This window comes from Yersinia vastinensis (assembly GCF_044905075.1).
Taxonomy (GTDB): domain Bacteria; phylum Pseudomonadota; class Gammaproteobacteria; order Enterobacterales; family Enterobacteriaceae; genus Yersinia; species Yersinia vastinensis.
In genome coordinates, this window is record NZ_CP173260.1 from 2,451,217 (window position 1) to 2,465,146 (window position 13,930).

Here is a 13,930-nt window from a genome sequence, read left to right on the forward strand (position 1 = left end):
AGCCGGATTAATCCCTCTCACTACACCATTCACTGGACGATATGTTTCAAGATAACCCGCTGCTGGCGCAGCTAAAACAGCAACTTCACACTCAGACTCCACGCGTCGAAGGCGTCGTTAAAGGTACTGAGAAAGGCTTTGGCTTTCTTGAGGTAGACGGGCAGAAAAGTTACTTTATTCCGCCACCGCAGATGAAGAAAGTCATGCATGGCGACCGCATTATTGCCACCCTGCACACCGATAAAGATCGTGAGATTGCTGAGCCGGAAACCCTGGTTGAGCCATTTTTGTCGCGCTTTGTGGGCCGAGTGCAGAGAAAAGATGACCGCTTGTCGATCGTCCCTGATCACCCTTTATTACGTGATGCTATCCAATGCCGTCCGGTGCGTGAGTTAACCCACGACTTCCAGAATGGAGATTGGGCTGTTGCTGAAATGCGCCGCCATCCATTAAAAGGTGACCGCGCTTTTAATGCTGATCTGACCGCCTTTATCACCCATGGTGAAGATCATTTCGTCCCTTGGTGGGTTACATTGGCGCGTCATAATCTGGAACGCGAAGCGCCTGTGATGATTGAGTCTGCCCTGCATGAGGGTGGCCTACAACGCGAAGATCTGACCGCGCTTAATTTTGTCACTATCGACAGTGCCAGCACTGAAGATATGGATGACGCATTGTATGTGGAAGACAAAGGTGATGGCTCCTTGCTGTTAACTATTGCCATTGCCGACCCTACCGCGTATGTCGATGAAAACAGTGAGTTGGATTTAATTGCGCGCAAACGTGCATTTACCAACTATCTACCCGGCTTTAATATCCCGATGTTACCGCGGGATTTATCTGACAATCTCTGCTCGCTCCGTCCAAATGAACGTCGCCCGGTATTGGTGTGCCGCGTGACTATCGCGGCCGACGGCGCGCTGGGTGATGATATTCATTTCTCTGCCGCTTGGGTTGAGTCTAAAGCCAAACTGGTTTATGACGAAGTTTCTGACTGGTTAGAGGGCATCGGTGACTGGCAGCCACAAAATGCCGATATCGCTGAACAGATAACGCGCCTTAAACGTGTTTGTGACGCCCGCTGTCATTGGCGTCAACAACACGCACTGGTATTCAAAGACCGCCCTGACTACCGTTTCTTGCTAGGTGAAAAAGGCGAAGTGCTGGATATCATTGTTGAGCACCGCCGTATCGCCAACCGGATTGTTGAAGAGTGTATGATTGCCGCTAACGTCTGTGCTGCCATAGCACTGCGCGATAATCTTGGTTTTGGTATTTACAATGTGCATACCGGTTTTGACCCAGCGCTGGTTGAGCAAGCCGCAAATGTCTTGCAAGCCAATGGGGTTGAAGCGGACCCACAAGCACTGCTGACGTTACCGGGCTTCTGTGAATTGCGTCGCCATCTTGATGCGTTACCTACTCAGTTCCTTGATAGCCGTATTCGCCGCTTCCAGACGTTTGCTGAGATCAGCACCGTTCCCGGGCCACATTTTGGTTTAGGGCTTGAGGCTTATGCAACCTGGACGTCGCCAATTCGTAAATACGGCGATATGGTCAATCATCGCCTACTGAAAGCGATTATTACTGGCCAGCAAGCAGAAAAACCGCAAGATGAAATCACCGTCCAACTGGCCGAGCGCCGCCGGTTGAACCGTATGGCAGAACGCGATGTGGGTGATTGGTTATATGCCCGCTACCTTCAGCCGCAAGCGGGTACTGATACGCGCTTCGCCGCAGAGATCATTGATGTGACTCGTGGTGGTCTGCGTGTACGCTTGCTTGATAACGGTGCAGTGGCCTTTATCCCAGCACCGTTCATTCATGCGGTGCGTGATGAACTGGTTTGCAGCCAAGAAACCGGCACCGTGCAAATTAAAGGTGAAACAGTGTACAGCCAGAGCGACAAGATTGAAGTGCGCATTGCCGAAGTGCGGATGGAAACCCGTAATGTGGTCGCTCGCCCTGTTGTCTAATAGATAACTTGCATAAAACTGATAAGCCGTGGTGATATATAACATCCACGGCTTTTCTATTTCCACGACGCTTACCCAATAGATTTCAAGGTGCAGCCAACGTTCCTGCGGCTGGAAAGATGATGGGCACATGTCACAATATGTAAGCAAATGATACCAAAGATAAGTTAAAAACAAATAGCTCATCACATTTCTCACTTTCGCTACTTTTCTTTCACATTAAAGCTCCTATGTTAAATAACCGTTACGGCCCTTCATTCTGTCGGTGTCGATAACCTCTATACCCAATAGATTTCGCGTTGTAGGTCGGCGGCAACAAAATGAACCCAAGGAGTTGAGATAACTCAATGAATGGGGTGAATAATGGCAGCCAACAGCTCTACATCTTGAAAGGTGGCGGGTAGATATCCCCCAACATAACGAAGGAGCCGTTACCCATGAAGAACGTCAAGACCGTCGTCATATGGCTGACAGTGGCGTTAATTGGTGCATTTGCTTTTGCCATGCTGGCACTTAGCCGAGGTGAGCATGTTAATGCCATCTGGTTGGTGATCGCCTCTGTGGCGTGCTACAGCATCGCTTATCGCTTTTACAGCCTGTTTATTGCCAAGAATGTATTTGAATTAGATGATCGACGTTTAACGCCTGCCGAACGGCGTAATGATGGTCTGGATTATGTCCCGACCAATAAATGGGTACTCTTCGGCCACCACTTTGCCGCAATTGCGGGTGCCGGGCCGTTAGTCGGTCCCATTTTGGCCGCTCAAATGGGCTTCCTACCGGGCACTATCTGGATTTTGGTTGGGGTCATGATGGCGGGTGCGGTGCAGGACTTTTTGATCCTGTTTATTTCCACCCGTCGCGATGGGCGCTCTCTGGGGGAGATGGCAAAACAAGAACTGGGTGCTTTTGCCGGGGTTATCACCATGTTGGGTGCATTGGGCGTGATGATTATCATCTTGTCAGCACTAGCCTTGGTGGTGGTTAAGGCACTGGCTGACAGCCCGTGGGGTCTGTTTACCATTGCAGCCACCATCCCAATCGCCCTGTTTATGGGCGTGTATATGCGTTTTCTTCGTCCGGGTAAAATCGCCGAAGTGTCATTAATTGGCTTTGTGTTAATGATGGCAGCAATTATTTATGGCGGAAATATTGCCGCACATCCTTATTGGGGGCCATTCTTCACGCTACATGGCACTACGCTGACTTGGGTGCTGGTTATCTACGGGTTCATCGCCTCTGTACTGCCGGTATGGCTATTACTGGCTCCACGAGATTACCTCTCAACCTTCCTGAAAATTGGCGTCATTATCGGTCTGGCTATTGGTATTGTGTTCGCGATGCCAGAAATGAAAATGCCAGCTGTCTCGCGTTTTATTGATGGAAGCGGCCCGGTATTCTCTGGCAGCTTGTTCCCGTTCCTGTTTATTACTATCGCCTGCGGCGCCATTTCGGGCTTCCATGCGTTGGTTGCCAGTGGCACTACGCCGAAACTGGTAGAACGCGAAAGCCACACCCGCTTTATCGGTTATGGCGCGATGTTGATGGAATCCTTCGTCGCCATCATGGCCTTGATTTGCGCCTCTGTTATCGATCCAGGCGTTTACTTTGCCATGAACTCACCGGCGGCGTTAATTGGCACCACCGTAGAAAGTGCCTCGCAAGCCATCAATAGTTGGGGATTTGTCGTCACACCTGAAGTTCTGACCATGATTGCCAAAGATGTCGGTGAGAACTCCATTCTGTCCCGTGCTGGCGGTGCGCCAACCTTCGCCGTTGGGATGGCACATATCATTAGTGAAGTCTTTAACAGCCGCAACATGATGGCCTTTTGGTATCACTTTGCCATACTGTTTGAAGCCATGTTCATTTTGACCGCTGTTGATGCAGGTACCCGTGCTTGCCGCTTTATGGTGCAGGATTTGGTGGGCGTGGTGGTGCCAAGTTTGGCGAATAACCGCTCATGGTTTGGTAACTTGTCTGGTACTACCGTGGCCGTTGCTTGTTGGGGCTTCTTTGTTTATCAAGGTGTAGTCGATCCGCTGGGGGGGATTAACACTCTGTGGCCGTTATTTGGCATCGGCAACCAGATGTTAGCCTCGATGGCGCTGATTTTAGGGACCGTCGTCCTGTTTAAAATGAAGAAGCAGCGCTATGCTTGGGTAACCATCTTGCCAACAATTTGGCTGTTTATTACCTCAATGACGGCAGGCTGGCAGAAGATATTCCATGAAAAACCGAGCATTGGCTTCTTGGCTCAAGCGAAGAAATTCTCAGCCGGTGTCGAGCAAGGCGTTTTAATTGCTCCGGCCAAGAGCATTAAAGACATGGAAACCATCGTGTTTAACAACCAGATCAACGCCGCTTTGTGTGCATTCTTCATGCTAGTGGCGGTGACCATGTTGATTTCATCTTTCTTTGTGGTTCGCCGTGCGCTGAAATCTAGCAAACCAACCACACATGAGACTGAAATCGTCTGGCGTGAGGAGAGTGCTCGTGGCTAATGCAGGTATACCGCTGCGTACCCGGCAGCCCCATTTATTGCACAATAATTCGTCATCAACGGGGCCGCGCACCATTACGCGCTGCATCCCCTTGGTTCCGATGAAATCTCACCCAACCACTCTGCGGGCATGGGTGCGCCTCATTGCACATCGGGTGGCGCAAAGTTTTCGCTTAATGGTAGGGGTTCAAGATTACGGTAATTATGTCAATCATATGCGCCGCCATCACCCCGATACTCCCCCGATGAGCGAACGTGATTTTCATCGTTATTGTCTGGATGCGCGTTTCCCTAGTAAGGCGGGAAAACTTGGGAAGTGCCCTTGCTAGGGGAAGTCATTCGTGGTTTGCATTGTGCAGTAAGTGACAGCGTAACCCAATAACCATTGACTAAAACCAACATAACGCCCTGTTGATTATTCACAGGGCGTTTTTAATGGTGACTATCGATTAGCTTAAAATAGCGCTACCAAACGCCCCTTGCCAGTCATGCTCAAACTGCTCTACTGCCGCTTTTACTGCCGGTGTACTGATAAACTGCTCGGCCACATCCACAGGAATAGTCACAGACTGGCACCCTGCCAGCAGGCAATCGAGCACCTGTCGTGGTGTACGGAAGCTGGCCGCCAGCACTTTTGCCCCCGGTGCATGTAAGGTCAGCAATTGTTGCAGTTCGCGCACCATTGCAATGCCATCCCCGCCCTGAGCATCCAATCGGTTAACATAAGGCGCAACATACTCCGCTCCAGCCAATGCAGATAACAGACCTTGCCCAGCACCATATACTGCCGTGCCCAATGTCGGGATCGACATGGCTTTTAATTTCTTAATTGCCGCCAAACCTTCTGCCGTTGCCGGAACTTTAATCACCAATCCAGGAACCCGTTGCGACAATAATACAGCCTCAGATACCATCAGTTCACTGTCACTGGCCAACACTTGTGCAAAGAGCTTACCGGTGCCACCTAGCGCATCACGTAGCGCAGGTAATACTTCCCAAATAGGTTTACCCGCTTTTGCCAAAATGCTTGGATTTGTGGTGACCCCTTGTAGCGGCAGCACCCGCGCCAGGCGTTTCACTGCAGCGACATCGGCTGTATCGAGATAAAGCTCCATAAGAACCTCCAGATTGTTTAAAGCGAATAGATTAATGAAAAATCATTAGCCGCAATCATAGACCAATCATCAGTCCATAACGTGATCCTCATCAACTATCTTTCATTCGAAAGTAAATTATACTTCAAACGAAAGTTTTATTTTTTGACGGATACGGTATGAACGCAAGACAGCAGGCAATTTTACAGATTGTGAATGACCAACAGCGTGTGAGTGTGAGTCAATTGGCACAAGCCAGCCAAGTCTCTGAAGTGACCATCCGCCAAGACCTTAATCTGCTCGAAAAGCGGGGGTTGCTCAAACGTGTCCATGGCTCTGCGGTGGCCCTTGAAAGTGATGATGTTGATGTGCGCATGATGACTCACTTCTCGACCAAGCAGAAACTGGCCAACCATGCCGCTTCACTGGTCAATGATGGTGAAACCATTTTTATCGAAAGCGGTAGCAGCAATGCCCTGCTGGCCCATAAACTGGCACAGCGCCCTAGCATTACTCTGGTGACGGTGAGTGGCTACATTGCTCGACAATTAAAAGATTCCACCTGCGAGGTGATTTTGCTTGGTGGAATTTATCAGAAGAAAAGTGACAGTATGGTCGGCCCTCTGACACAGCTTTGCCTGCGTCACGTACACTTTAGCAAAGCGTTTATTGGTATTGATGGCTACCAGATGGGAACGGGTTTTACCGGGCGTGACATGCTGCGTGCAGATGTTATTAATAGCGTGCTCGCTAAAGGAGCTGAAAATATTATTTTGGCTGATGCATCAAAGTTTGGGCAGGTACATCAAAATTCGCTGGCCCCCTTATCAAGTATCAACCGAGTGATTACCGATAACCGCTTACCTGCTGGCTATCAACAACAGCTCATGGCCCAAGGGATCCAAGTCGATATTCTCAGCGAATAAGACACCTACATTTATAGATTGCGGAGCACGAAAATGGCAGACATCACATTCACGCGCGAACAAACACAACGAATGGTGCATAAAATTCAACGGTATATGGAGCAAGAGCATCACTTTGAACTGGAAGATTTTGATGCGGAGTTTCTATTGCAATTCATCAGCCGTGAGCTAGGTGTGCATTATTATAATCAGGGCGTTAATGATGCAATTGCACAAGTAGAAGCCAAAGTGCTTGATATTACTGACGCCATGTTATGGCTGGAAAAACCTGTGCAAGACTGAGCACAGGTTCACCACCACACATAAAATCACTGCCCGTAATAGGCATTTTTACCGTGTTTGCGCAGATAGTGTTTATCCAATAACTCTGGTTGCATATCCGCTAATTGTGGATTCAACTGACGAGAGTAAATCCCCATATAAGCCAACTCTTCTAATACTACGGCGTTGTGTACTGCATTATCCGCACTGGTTCCCCAAGCAAATGGGCCATGAGAATTGACTAAAACGGCGGGTACATCCTCCGGTTTAATCGCGCGCTCATGGAACGTCTCGACAATTACATTGCCCGTCTCCCACTCATAACGGCCAGCAATTTCTTCCGGTGTCATCAGGCGAGTACAAGGAATGGTGCCATAGAAATAATCTGCATGAGTGGTGCCCCATGCGGGTAAGTCTAGACCCGCTTGCGCCCAGATAGTGGCATGGCGTGAATGGGTATGTACGATACCACCAACGTGCGGGAAGTTAAGGTAAAGTACACGATGAGTATCAGTATCAGACGAAGGTTTCTTGCTACCCTCCACGACTTTGCCGGTTTCCAGCTCCACCACCACCATGTCATTGACTGTCATGACATCATATTCCACACCTGACGGTTTAATCACGAGCAGGCCCTGTTGCCGGTCAACTGCGCTGACATTGCCCCAAGTGAAAGTGACCAGATGATGGCGTGGTAACGCCAGGTTGGCAGCAAGTACTTGCTGCTTCAGTTCGTTAAGCATCGTCGTATCCTGATATAACCGAATTACCCTCATTTTCAGCGTCACCGGTCAGAACCGGTATGGGATAAATGGCTATAAACTGCGTGCGGATCGGCTAGAAAGTGCAGTCTGAGAGGTGCACAGATAAGAATATGACTCTTTGTTCAGCATAGACAATGAGTTAATTGTTCAGATAAACCTTAATTCGCCCATGACACAGCCAAATTAAGACTATTTACCTATTAAATGATTCTCGGACATTTATACTGCTTTATATCGGCGAAAAAACGAGTTTTCAGTATTAATCCCGAATTTAAATCAAAAAGACGTTTTTTATTCTAAACACTAACATTTTAAGACCACGGCTAAAATTGATACAATGCCTATACTAAGTAAGGTAAGTTCAATTTGATACGGATAGAGCAGGATATATAAATTGTAGGCATATCACCTGCTCTATCCGTATTAAGCCAACGTCAGGAGAATTATGATGATGATCAATAAACGATTTGCCACTGCTGCATTGGCCCTTACTCTGGCCTTATCGTTATCTGCATGTTCTAACATGTCCAAGCGTGACCGTAACACGGCTATTGGTGCTGGTGCTGGTGCCGTCGGCGGTGCGGTATTGACTGGCAGTACATTAGGGACGTTAGGGGGCGCGGCGATCGGTGGGGTTATCGGCCATCAGGTTGGCAAATAACATTTAACCTTCGTTCTTGGCGTTACAAGAGATTATCTGCAACGCCAAGAACCTTGGATACTCTCTTTCGAACTTGATGCGAGTAAAATTAAAACGTTATATCAACCACCAGCCAATTTAACTCTCATTCCCTTGGCTTCCAGAAGTTGCTTCAGCAAATCCCGTTTATCTCCTTGAATTTCAATGATTCCGTCTTTAACCGAACCTCCACATCCACATTTTTTCTTCAACTCAGCCGCCAGTTTCTCCAGCATTTCATCGCTGCCATCAACACCGGTAATCAAACTTACACCTTTACCTTTACGCCCACTGGTTTGGCGCTGAATGCGGACAATACCATCACCTTTCGGCCGCTCAGGTTTGAGCGCTGGCTCACTGATACGGCCAGAGTCAGTTGAGTAAACCAGACGGCTATTATCATTGCTCATTTTGCCTCCTGACTCAGCGATGCCAGAATATCACTCAGTGTCTTTTCCGGGTTTGGCGATTGGGTGATCGGGCGCCCTATCACCATATAATCCACGCCCACTGCAACTGCCTGCTCTGGCGTCATAATACGACGTTGATCACCCGCGTCACTGCCTTGTGGACGAATACCGGGGGTCACAAGTTTAAAATCTGTGCCACATACCTGTTTCAGACGTACCGCTTCATGGGCTGAACACACCACACCATCTAAGCCGCAATCCCAGGTCAATTTTGCCAAGCGCTCAGCCTGCTCTGCTGGGGAAATATTAATGCCAATATCACGCAGATCCTCGCCATCCATGCTGGTCAATACCGTGACTGCAATCAATAATGGTGCTTGTTTCCCAAAAGGTAATAACGCCTCTTTCGCTGCGGTCATCATACGCGCGCCACCACTGGCGTGGACATTCACCATCCAGACCCCGAGGTCCGCGGCGGCAGCAACGGCATGCGCAGTGGTATTTGGAATATCGTGGAATTTTAAATCCAGAAAGACCTCAAAACCGCGCTGATGTAAGTCACGAACCAATTGTGGGCCATATAAAGTGAACATTTCTTTGCCCACTTTTAATCGGCAATCACGCGGATTAACACGATCAGCGAAGGCTAACGCCGCGTCTCTATTGGCATAATCCAGTGCAACAACGATCGGGGAAGTTATTGGGCCACTGTTATTAGTTTTCGTTGCAGACGTCATTTTTAAGCCTTTTTCAGTCAGTTAGTCATGATAACAGGCACATTCTACAGGCTACATCACTGAAATCACAGCTATCAGGTTACCTACGGTTGACCCTTTGTACACCGCGGGTTGATGGTAAAAGTCAGTTTGCGTCAAGAGGATATCCCCCGCATAACCGCCATTAAGTAAAATAGTTTCAAGAAGCGTAAATTATCGATCAATATATTTGATTAAGATGGTCAGGTGTTTGTGATTTTCATTCAACACCAATGCTATATCATTCACTCCATCGCAAGACATTGATTGTCTACTAATGATTTAAATAATACCTATTTAATCAAAAAATTGGAGTGTCACATGAAAAGCATCAAATACATCGCACCTGCTATCATTCTTTCCCTCGCTTCATTTGCCAGTGTTGCAGCCACGCAAATTCAGAAAAATACATCAACTGAATTGAATGAAATTGGTGTAATTTCAGTCAGCAATGCTAGTACGCTGACTGATTTAGAAAATGCATTGGCGCAGAAAGCGGAAGCTGCCGGAGCAACCTCATTCCTGATAACCTCAGCCAGTGGTAATAACAAGATGCACGGCACGGCTGTTATTTATCGTTAAATTTATTCCCCCTCTGGTTAAGTCTGTGTCGCATCACAAAAAAGAGCGCTTTGGTGCTCTTTTTTGCTCATTTCAATGTGAATTTTTTGTGACAATTGTGTTATCCCCTAGACAGTTTTCCTTTCCTCACATAGCTTGGTATTTTCCCCTAAGTTGAAGGTTATATGATGAGCGAAATATCTACCTTAACCATTAAAATCCCTCTGGAATTAAAAGATAAAATAAAAGCAGCAGCCTTAGAAAAACAGTTTTCCCTCAGTACCGAAGTCTGCGAAAGGTTGGAAAAAAGCTTTGAGGTTGATGTTAAAAGTAGTAAGGGCAGCCGCAAAGATGCCAAATTGCATCACAGCGAAATTGATAACCAAGGCGTGGAAGAAATTTCAGAACAACCATTAAGTCAGAAAGAGTTAAAGAAACTGCGGCAACTTTTGAAAGACGGTGTGAAAGCGTCTCAGAAGAAAAGATAAATCGGGAATGCCATATATCCTCGCCCATCGGGTGATTCACCTCACCCGATAACCCAGCCTCCAATCGTCCATTTATTGTCCATCCAGCCCTCGGATAGGTTTAACCGATGCCCATGCCCGGCATGATGGGCAGTGCCAGTAAAGCGAATGCGCAGTAAAACCACATTTGTGGCAACGGTAACGAGGTTTAGTCCGGATTTGTTCCCCGACCATGTCACGCAGCAACAGCAAGCTCTCTTTCGCTCGCCCTTCCTCTGCATCTGCCAAATGATAATCCATCAAACGATAGAAAACACGCATGGTTGGGTGGCGTTGCAACTGGCGGTTAATATACGTTTGCGCCACATCACGACCTTCCTGCTGCTCTAGAATCTCTGCCAGCATAAGCTCAGCCGTAGCGCCGGTATTATCTTCAACACAACGTTTAAGGAAATTGGCCCAAGCCTCGGGTTGCTGTAAGTGTTGGTAGCACTCACTCAGCATCGGCAATGCTTCGCTCACCACTTCTTTATCTTGCTCTAACACACGTTCCAGCGCGTCAACGCCTTTAGCATATTCACCCTTGGCCAGATATAACCGGCCTTGCATGATAGAGACTCTGGCACATTGCTTATCGGCAGCGGCCGCTTTTTTCAGCAACCCCATCGCCTTATCAAGATCATCAACGCCCATGGCTTGCAGCGCAAGTTCGCAATAAAAATGGGCAATTTCCAATCGCTGATTTTCTTTACCCATCTTGACCAGCTTTTCTGCTACTTCGATAGCGTTATTCCAGTCACTGGTTGCCTGATAAATTGCTAATAATTGCTGTAATGCCCCCAGCCGAAAATCTTGCTCCTCAACCAACTGGTTGAACATATCTTCTGCACGATCATATAAACCCGCTGCCATATAATCGCGGCCAAGCTGCTGGATGGCCAACAACCGCTGTTCAAATGTCAGGGAAGCGCTTTCCATCAAGGCCTGATGGATACGAATAGCACGATCAACCTCACCACGGGAGCGAAACAGATTGCCCAATGTCAGGTGGGCTTCAACCGCTGAACTGTCTTCTTTCAGCATTTCAAGAAACAGATCAACCGCTTTATCCTGCTGATTGGAAAGAAGGAAGTTAACCCCAGCAACATATTCACGAGACAGGCGGTTAGCATCCTGTTGCTTGTCCTGCTGTGCACTTCTACGCCCCATATACCAACCATAGGCGGCAGCGACGGGTAACAGCAGAAACAGCATTTCTAACATAAAAAATTATTCCTTGCTGACAGCAGGTGCGGATGCCGTAACGCTGGGTTCAGTCGATGGTACAAGCTGTGCTTCAAGACGTTTGATTTTTCGTTCTGCACGGCCCAACAAAATGCGCACACGCAGATAAAATAGCCCGCAAATAATCCATCCAAGCACTAAGCCTGCCGCAAAAAGTGTCGCCAATAACGTAGATACCCGATATTCGCCTTGAGCCAATAAATAATTAAAGGTAACGACCTGATCGTTATTTGCCCCTAACGTGACTGAAATCACGAAAATCACTAGCACTAACAAAAAAATCAGCAAATATTTCACGTTTTTTCCTAAAGGCCGAATCAACCTGATGAATTATGCCAAAAATGTGGCGTCCTTACTTATTAAATTAGCACTTCCTAACCCAGCAAAGAAAGCCTGCACCAAGATAAAGCGCCTAACTCGTGTTCAATAGATATTATTTTAAGCAACTTAACTGCGAATAATAACTAATCACTTAATTTTCCTCATGCTCACGTTTTTCTATTTCCTGTTTTTCTTGCGGCAAAATCGTTAACAGGCCGAACCAACGCTGCACTAAATGGCAAACTACCGCGACTAATAACGCGCTGATGATGGTTGCCGCCATAAGATCACGTGGCCAGTGCATACCTAAGGCCAATCGGCTCATCATGACACCCTGCGCCCATAACATCAGCAAAATAACCGTTTTGTAATGTCGGCGTGGCCACAGCAATCCCACAGCCAATAAAGCCCAACTGGCGGCAAAAACCGTATGTCCCGAAGGAAAAGCAAAACCGGTTTCAAATTGCCAATGATTACTCAGCCATGATGGAATAATCGATTGGTTTTGTAATTGCTGCTTCACGAGCGCGCTACGCTCAGACCGCGGTAGCGAATAGAAAAAACGATTATCAATATGATGTTCAGCCTCAAGCCACACCACAAATGGTCGAGGCTCCTGCACCTGTTCTTTAATCAAGGATTTTACACCTTGGCCCAAAACAATAACGCCACACAATATGACGAGCAGCCCAATGGCTGGTTTGATTCGAAAGCGCAGGCACCATAGAAACCAGCCGCCAATCAATATGCTGGTCACAATTCCCCACGGCGCGGTGACCGTTTCAGTCACCCAAAATAGTCCTTTTAGCCAGCTATCACTGCCCCCGGGCTGCCATTGCCAACCAGAAAGCCAGATAATCAAGGTCGGCAGCAGTAAAATAAGTGCTCCTACCGTGATTCGTTTTGCTATATTCCACATCTGAGGTCCTTTCTTTCTAGCAAATGCCCACAACATATTATCCATGGTGATAGCGCTAATTGCATCTATAGCCATAACGCATCAATCTTGCGGCCCATTGATAACATAAAAATTTTTTTGCCACTGCTGAAATAAACCCCAGCCTGACATTCACTCTTACCTTCTTGCTGCTTTGTTGAACAGCAGCAAGTCAAAAGTTATGGCAATATAGCTAATAATGATCACAGAGAAACTTTTTATTTAACCTTATACCCCAATATAAAGGGTATATACGGTAGGGTGTGCAACAGCCTTCCTAAGGGTCCGACGTTATAATATGAACAGTAAGATGCAGCTAAAACGTGTAGCAGAAGCCAAATTACCCACTCCGTGGGGTGATTTTCTAATGGTCGGTTTTGAAGAATTAGCCACCGGCCATGATCATCTGGCCTTAATTTTTGGTGATATCAGCGGGGATAAACCGGTGCTCTCGCGAGTTCATTCTGAGTGCCTAACGGGTGATGCTTTATTTAGCTTGCGCTGTGACTGTGGTTTTCAGCTTGAAGCGGCATTGGCCCATATTGCCGAAGAAGGGCGTGGTGTGCTGATTTATCATCGTCAGGAAGGTCGAAATATTGGCCTGCTGAATAAGATCCGGGCTTACGCTTTACAGGATCTTGGTGCCGATACGGTTGAAGCTAATCATCAACTGGGTTTTGCCGCCGATGAACGCGACTTCACGCTATGTTCTGATATGTACAAATTATTAGGTGTCAAAGCCGTCCGCCTGCTAACCAACAACCCCAAAAAGGTTGAAATTCTCTCGCAAGCGGGAATTAACATTGTCGAACGTGTGCCACTGATTGTCGGCCAGAATCCAAAGAACGAGCAGTATATGGCAACTAAAGCGGCCAAAATGGGCCATTTGTTGACCAAGTAATTCTGCTGTTCATGCCGTTCACGAAAGACTGTGTTCAAATGATAAAGGGTGGTCTTGTGACCACCCTTTGGCTTATTTGGCATTGAGTTAC

The 13,930-nt window shown here is 47.4% G+C and carries 16 protein-coding genes; 9 read left to right on the forward strand and 7 right to left on the reverse strand.

Annotated features, from left to right (window positions below):
* Window positions 1–41: 41 nt before the first annotated feature.
* The 3 genes from ACIOG0_RS11465 to ACIOG0_RS11475 all read left to right on the forward strand — a co-directional run bounded on the left by ACIOG0_RS11465 (window position 42) and on the right by ACIOG0_RS11475 (window position 4,808).
* Window positions 42–1,976 carry an exoribonuclease II gene (locus ACIOG0_RS11465; RefSeq protein WP_050101281.1) on the forward strand — a complete coding sequence of 645 codons (1,935 nt, stop codon included), beginning with the start codon at window positions 42–44 and terminating at the stop codon, window positions 1,974–1,976.
* 437 nt (window positions 1,977–2,413) lie between these two features.
* Window positions 2,414–4,480 carry a carbon starvation CstA family protein gene (locus ACIOG0_RS11470; protein WP_050101282.1) on the forward strand — a complete coding sequence of 689 codons (2,067 nt, stop codon included), beginning with the start codon at window positions 2,414–2,416 and terminating at the stop codon, window positions 4,478–4,480.
* The gene (locus ACIOG0_RS11475; protein ID WP_050101283.1) at window positions 4,473–4,808 is read left to right on the forward strand and encodes a YbdD/YjiX family protein; all 336 of its coding nucleotides are present in this window, start codon (window positions 4,473–4,475) and stop codon (window positions 4,806–4,808) included. Before ACIOG0_RS11470 ends, ACIOG0_RS11475 begins: the two co-directional genes overlap by 8 nt.
* 120 nt (window positions 4,809–4,928) lie before the next feature.
* Here ACIOG0_RS11475 and fsa read toward each other — a convergent pair whose 3' ends face one another.
* Window positions 4,929–5,594 carry a fructose-6-phosphate aldolase gene (fsa, locus tag ACIOG0_RS11480; protein WP_050101284.1) on the reverse strand — a complete coding sequence of 222 codons (666 nt, stop codon included), beginning with the start codon at window positions 5,592–5,594 and terminating at the stop codon, window positions 4,929–4,931.
* A gap of 158 nt (window positions 5,595–5,752) precedes the next feature.
* On the opposite strand from fsa, the gene ACIOG0_RS11485 reads away from it, so the two are divergent.
* Together ACIOG0_RS11485 and ACIOG0_RS11490 are read left to right on the forward strand one after the other, a co-directional pair.
* On the forward strand, window positions 5,753–6,499 hold the full coding sequence (locus ACIOG0_RS11485; RefSeq protein ID WP_050101285.1) for a DNA-binding transcriptional regulator YciT: 747 nt from the start codon (window positions 5,753–5,755) through the stop codon (window positions 6,497–6,499).
* A gap of 33 nt (window positions 6,500–6,532) precedes the next feature.
* A complete protein-coding gene (locus ACIOG0_RS11490) occupies window positions 6,533–6,781 on the forward strand; it encodes a DUF2164 domain-containing protein (protein WP_050101286.1) in 249 nt (82 codons plus the stop codon).
* A 26-nt stretch (window positions 6,782–6,807) separates the two neighbouring features.
* On the opposite strand, the gene araD is transcribed toward ACIOG0_RS11490, so the two are convergent.
* Window positions 6,808–7,503 carry an L-ribulose-5-phosphate 4-epimerase gene (gene araD / locus ACIOG0_RS11495; protein WP_050101287.1) on the reverse strand — a complete coding sequence of 232 codons (696 nt, stop codon included), beginning with the start codon at window positions 7,501–7,503 and terminating at the stop codon, window positions 6,808–6,810.
* Between the two features lie 466 nt (window positions 7,504–7,969).
* Here araD and osmB point away from each other — a divergent pair, with 466 nt between their 5' ends.
* Window positions 7,970–8,185, forward strand: a complete 216-nt coding sequence (gene osmB, locus ACIOG0_RS11500) for an osmotically-inducible lipoprotein OsmB (RefSeq protein ID WP_026017843.1) — start codon at window positions 7,970–7,972, stop codon at window positions 8,183–8,185.
* Between the two features lie 101 nt (window positions 8,186–8,286).
* Here osmB and yciH read toward each other — a convergent pair whose 3' ends face one another.
* Complete coding sequence (yciH, locus tag ACIOG0_RS11505; RefSeq protein ID WP_050101288.1) at window positions 8,287–8,613, reverse strand: stress response translation initiation inhibitor YciH; 327 nt, start codon at window positions 8,611–8,613, stop codon at window positions 8,287–8,289.
* The gene (gene pyrF / locus ACIOG0_RS11510) at window positions 8,610–9,350 is read right to left on the reverse strand and encodes an orotidine-5'-phosphate decarboxylase (protein WP_050296140.1); all 741 of its coding nucleotides are present in this window, start codon (window positions 9,348–9,350) and stop codon (window positions 8,610–8,612) included. Before pyrF ends, yciH begins: the two co-directional genes overlap by 4 nt.
* A gap of 339 nt (window positions 9,351–9,689) precedes the next feature.
* On the opposite strand from pyrF, the gene ACIOG0_RS11515 reads away from it, so the two are divergent.
* Window positions 9,690–9,950: a multiple stress resistance protein BhsA gene (locus ACIOG0_RS11515; RefSeq protein WP_050140610.1), complete on the forward strand. Its 261-nt coding sequence runs from the start codon at window positions 9,690–9,692 to the stop codon at window positions 9,948–9,950.
* Window positions 9,951–10,117: 167 nt separating this feature from the next.
* The gene (locus ACIOG0_RS11520; protein ID WP_050101291.1) at window positions 10,118–10,417 is read left to right on the forward strand and encodes a hypothetical protein; all 300 of its coding nucleotides are present in this window, start codon (window positions 10,118–10,120) and stop codon (window positions 10,415–10,417) included.
* 72 nt (window positions 10,418–10,489) lie between these two features.
* Here the strand turns inward: ACIOG0_RS11520 and lapB are convergent, their stop codons facing one another.
* From lapB to pgpB, 3 genes are all read right to left on the reverse strand, one after another.
* Complete coding sequence (gene lapB, locus ACIOG0_RS11525; protein WP_050101292.1) at window positions 10,490–11,659, reverse strand: lipopolysaccharide assembly protein LapB; 1,170 nt, start codon at window positions 11,657–11,659, stop codon at window positions 10,490–10,492.
* A 6-nt stretch (window positions 11,660–11,665) separates the two neighbouring features.
* Window positions 11,666–11,977 (reverse strand): LapA family protein, encoded by a 312-nt coding sequence (locus tag ACIOG0_RS11530; protein WP_050101293.1) that lies wholly within the window; start codon window positions 11,975–11,977, stop codon window positions 11,666–11,668.
* Window positions 11,978–12,152: 175 nt separating this feature from the next.
* A complete protein-coding gene (gene pgpB / locus ACIOG0_RS11535; protein ID WP_050101294.1) occupies window positions 12,153–12,920 on the reverse strand; it encodes a phosphatidylglycerophosphatase B in 768 nt (255 codons plus the stop codon).
* 328 nt (window positions 12,921–13,248) lie between these two features.
* Between pgpB and ribA the strand changes: the two genes are divergently transcribed.
* Complete coding sequence (gene ribA / locus ACIOG0_RS11540) at window positions 13,249–13,839, forward strand: GTP cyclohydrolase II (protein ID WP_050101360.1); 591 nt, start codon at window positions 13,249–13,251, stop codon at window positions 13,837–13,839.
* The last annotated feature ends 91 nt before the right edge of the window (window positions 13,840–13,930 follow it).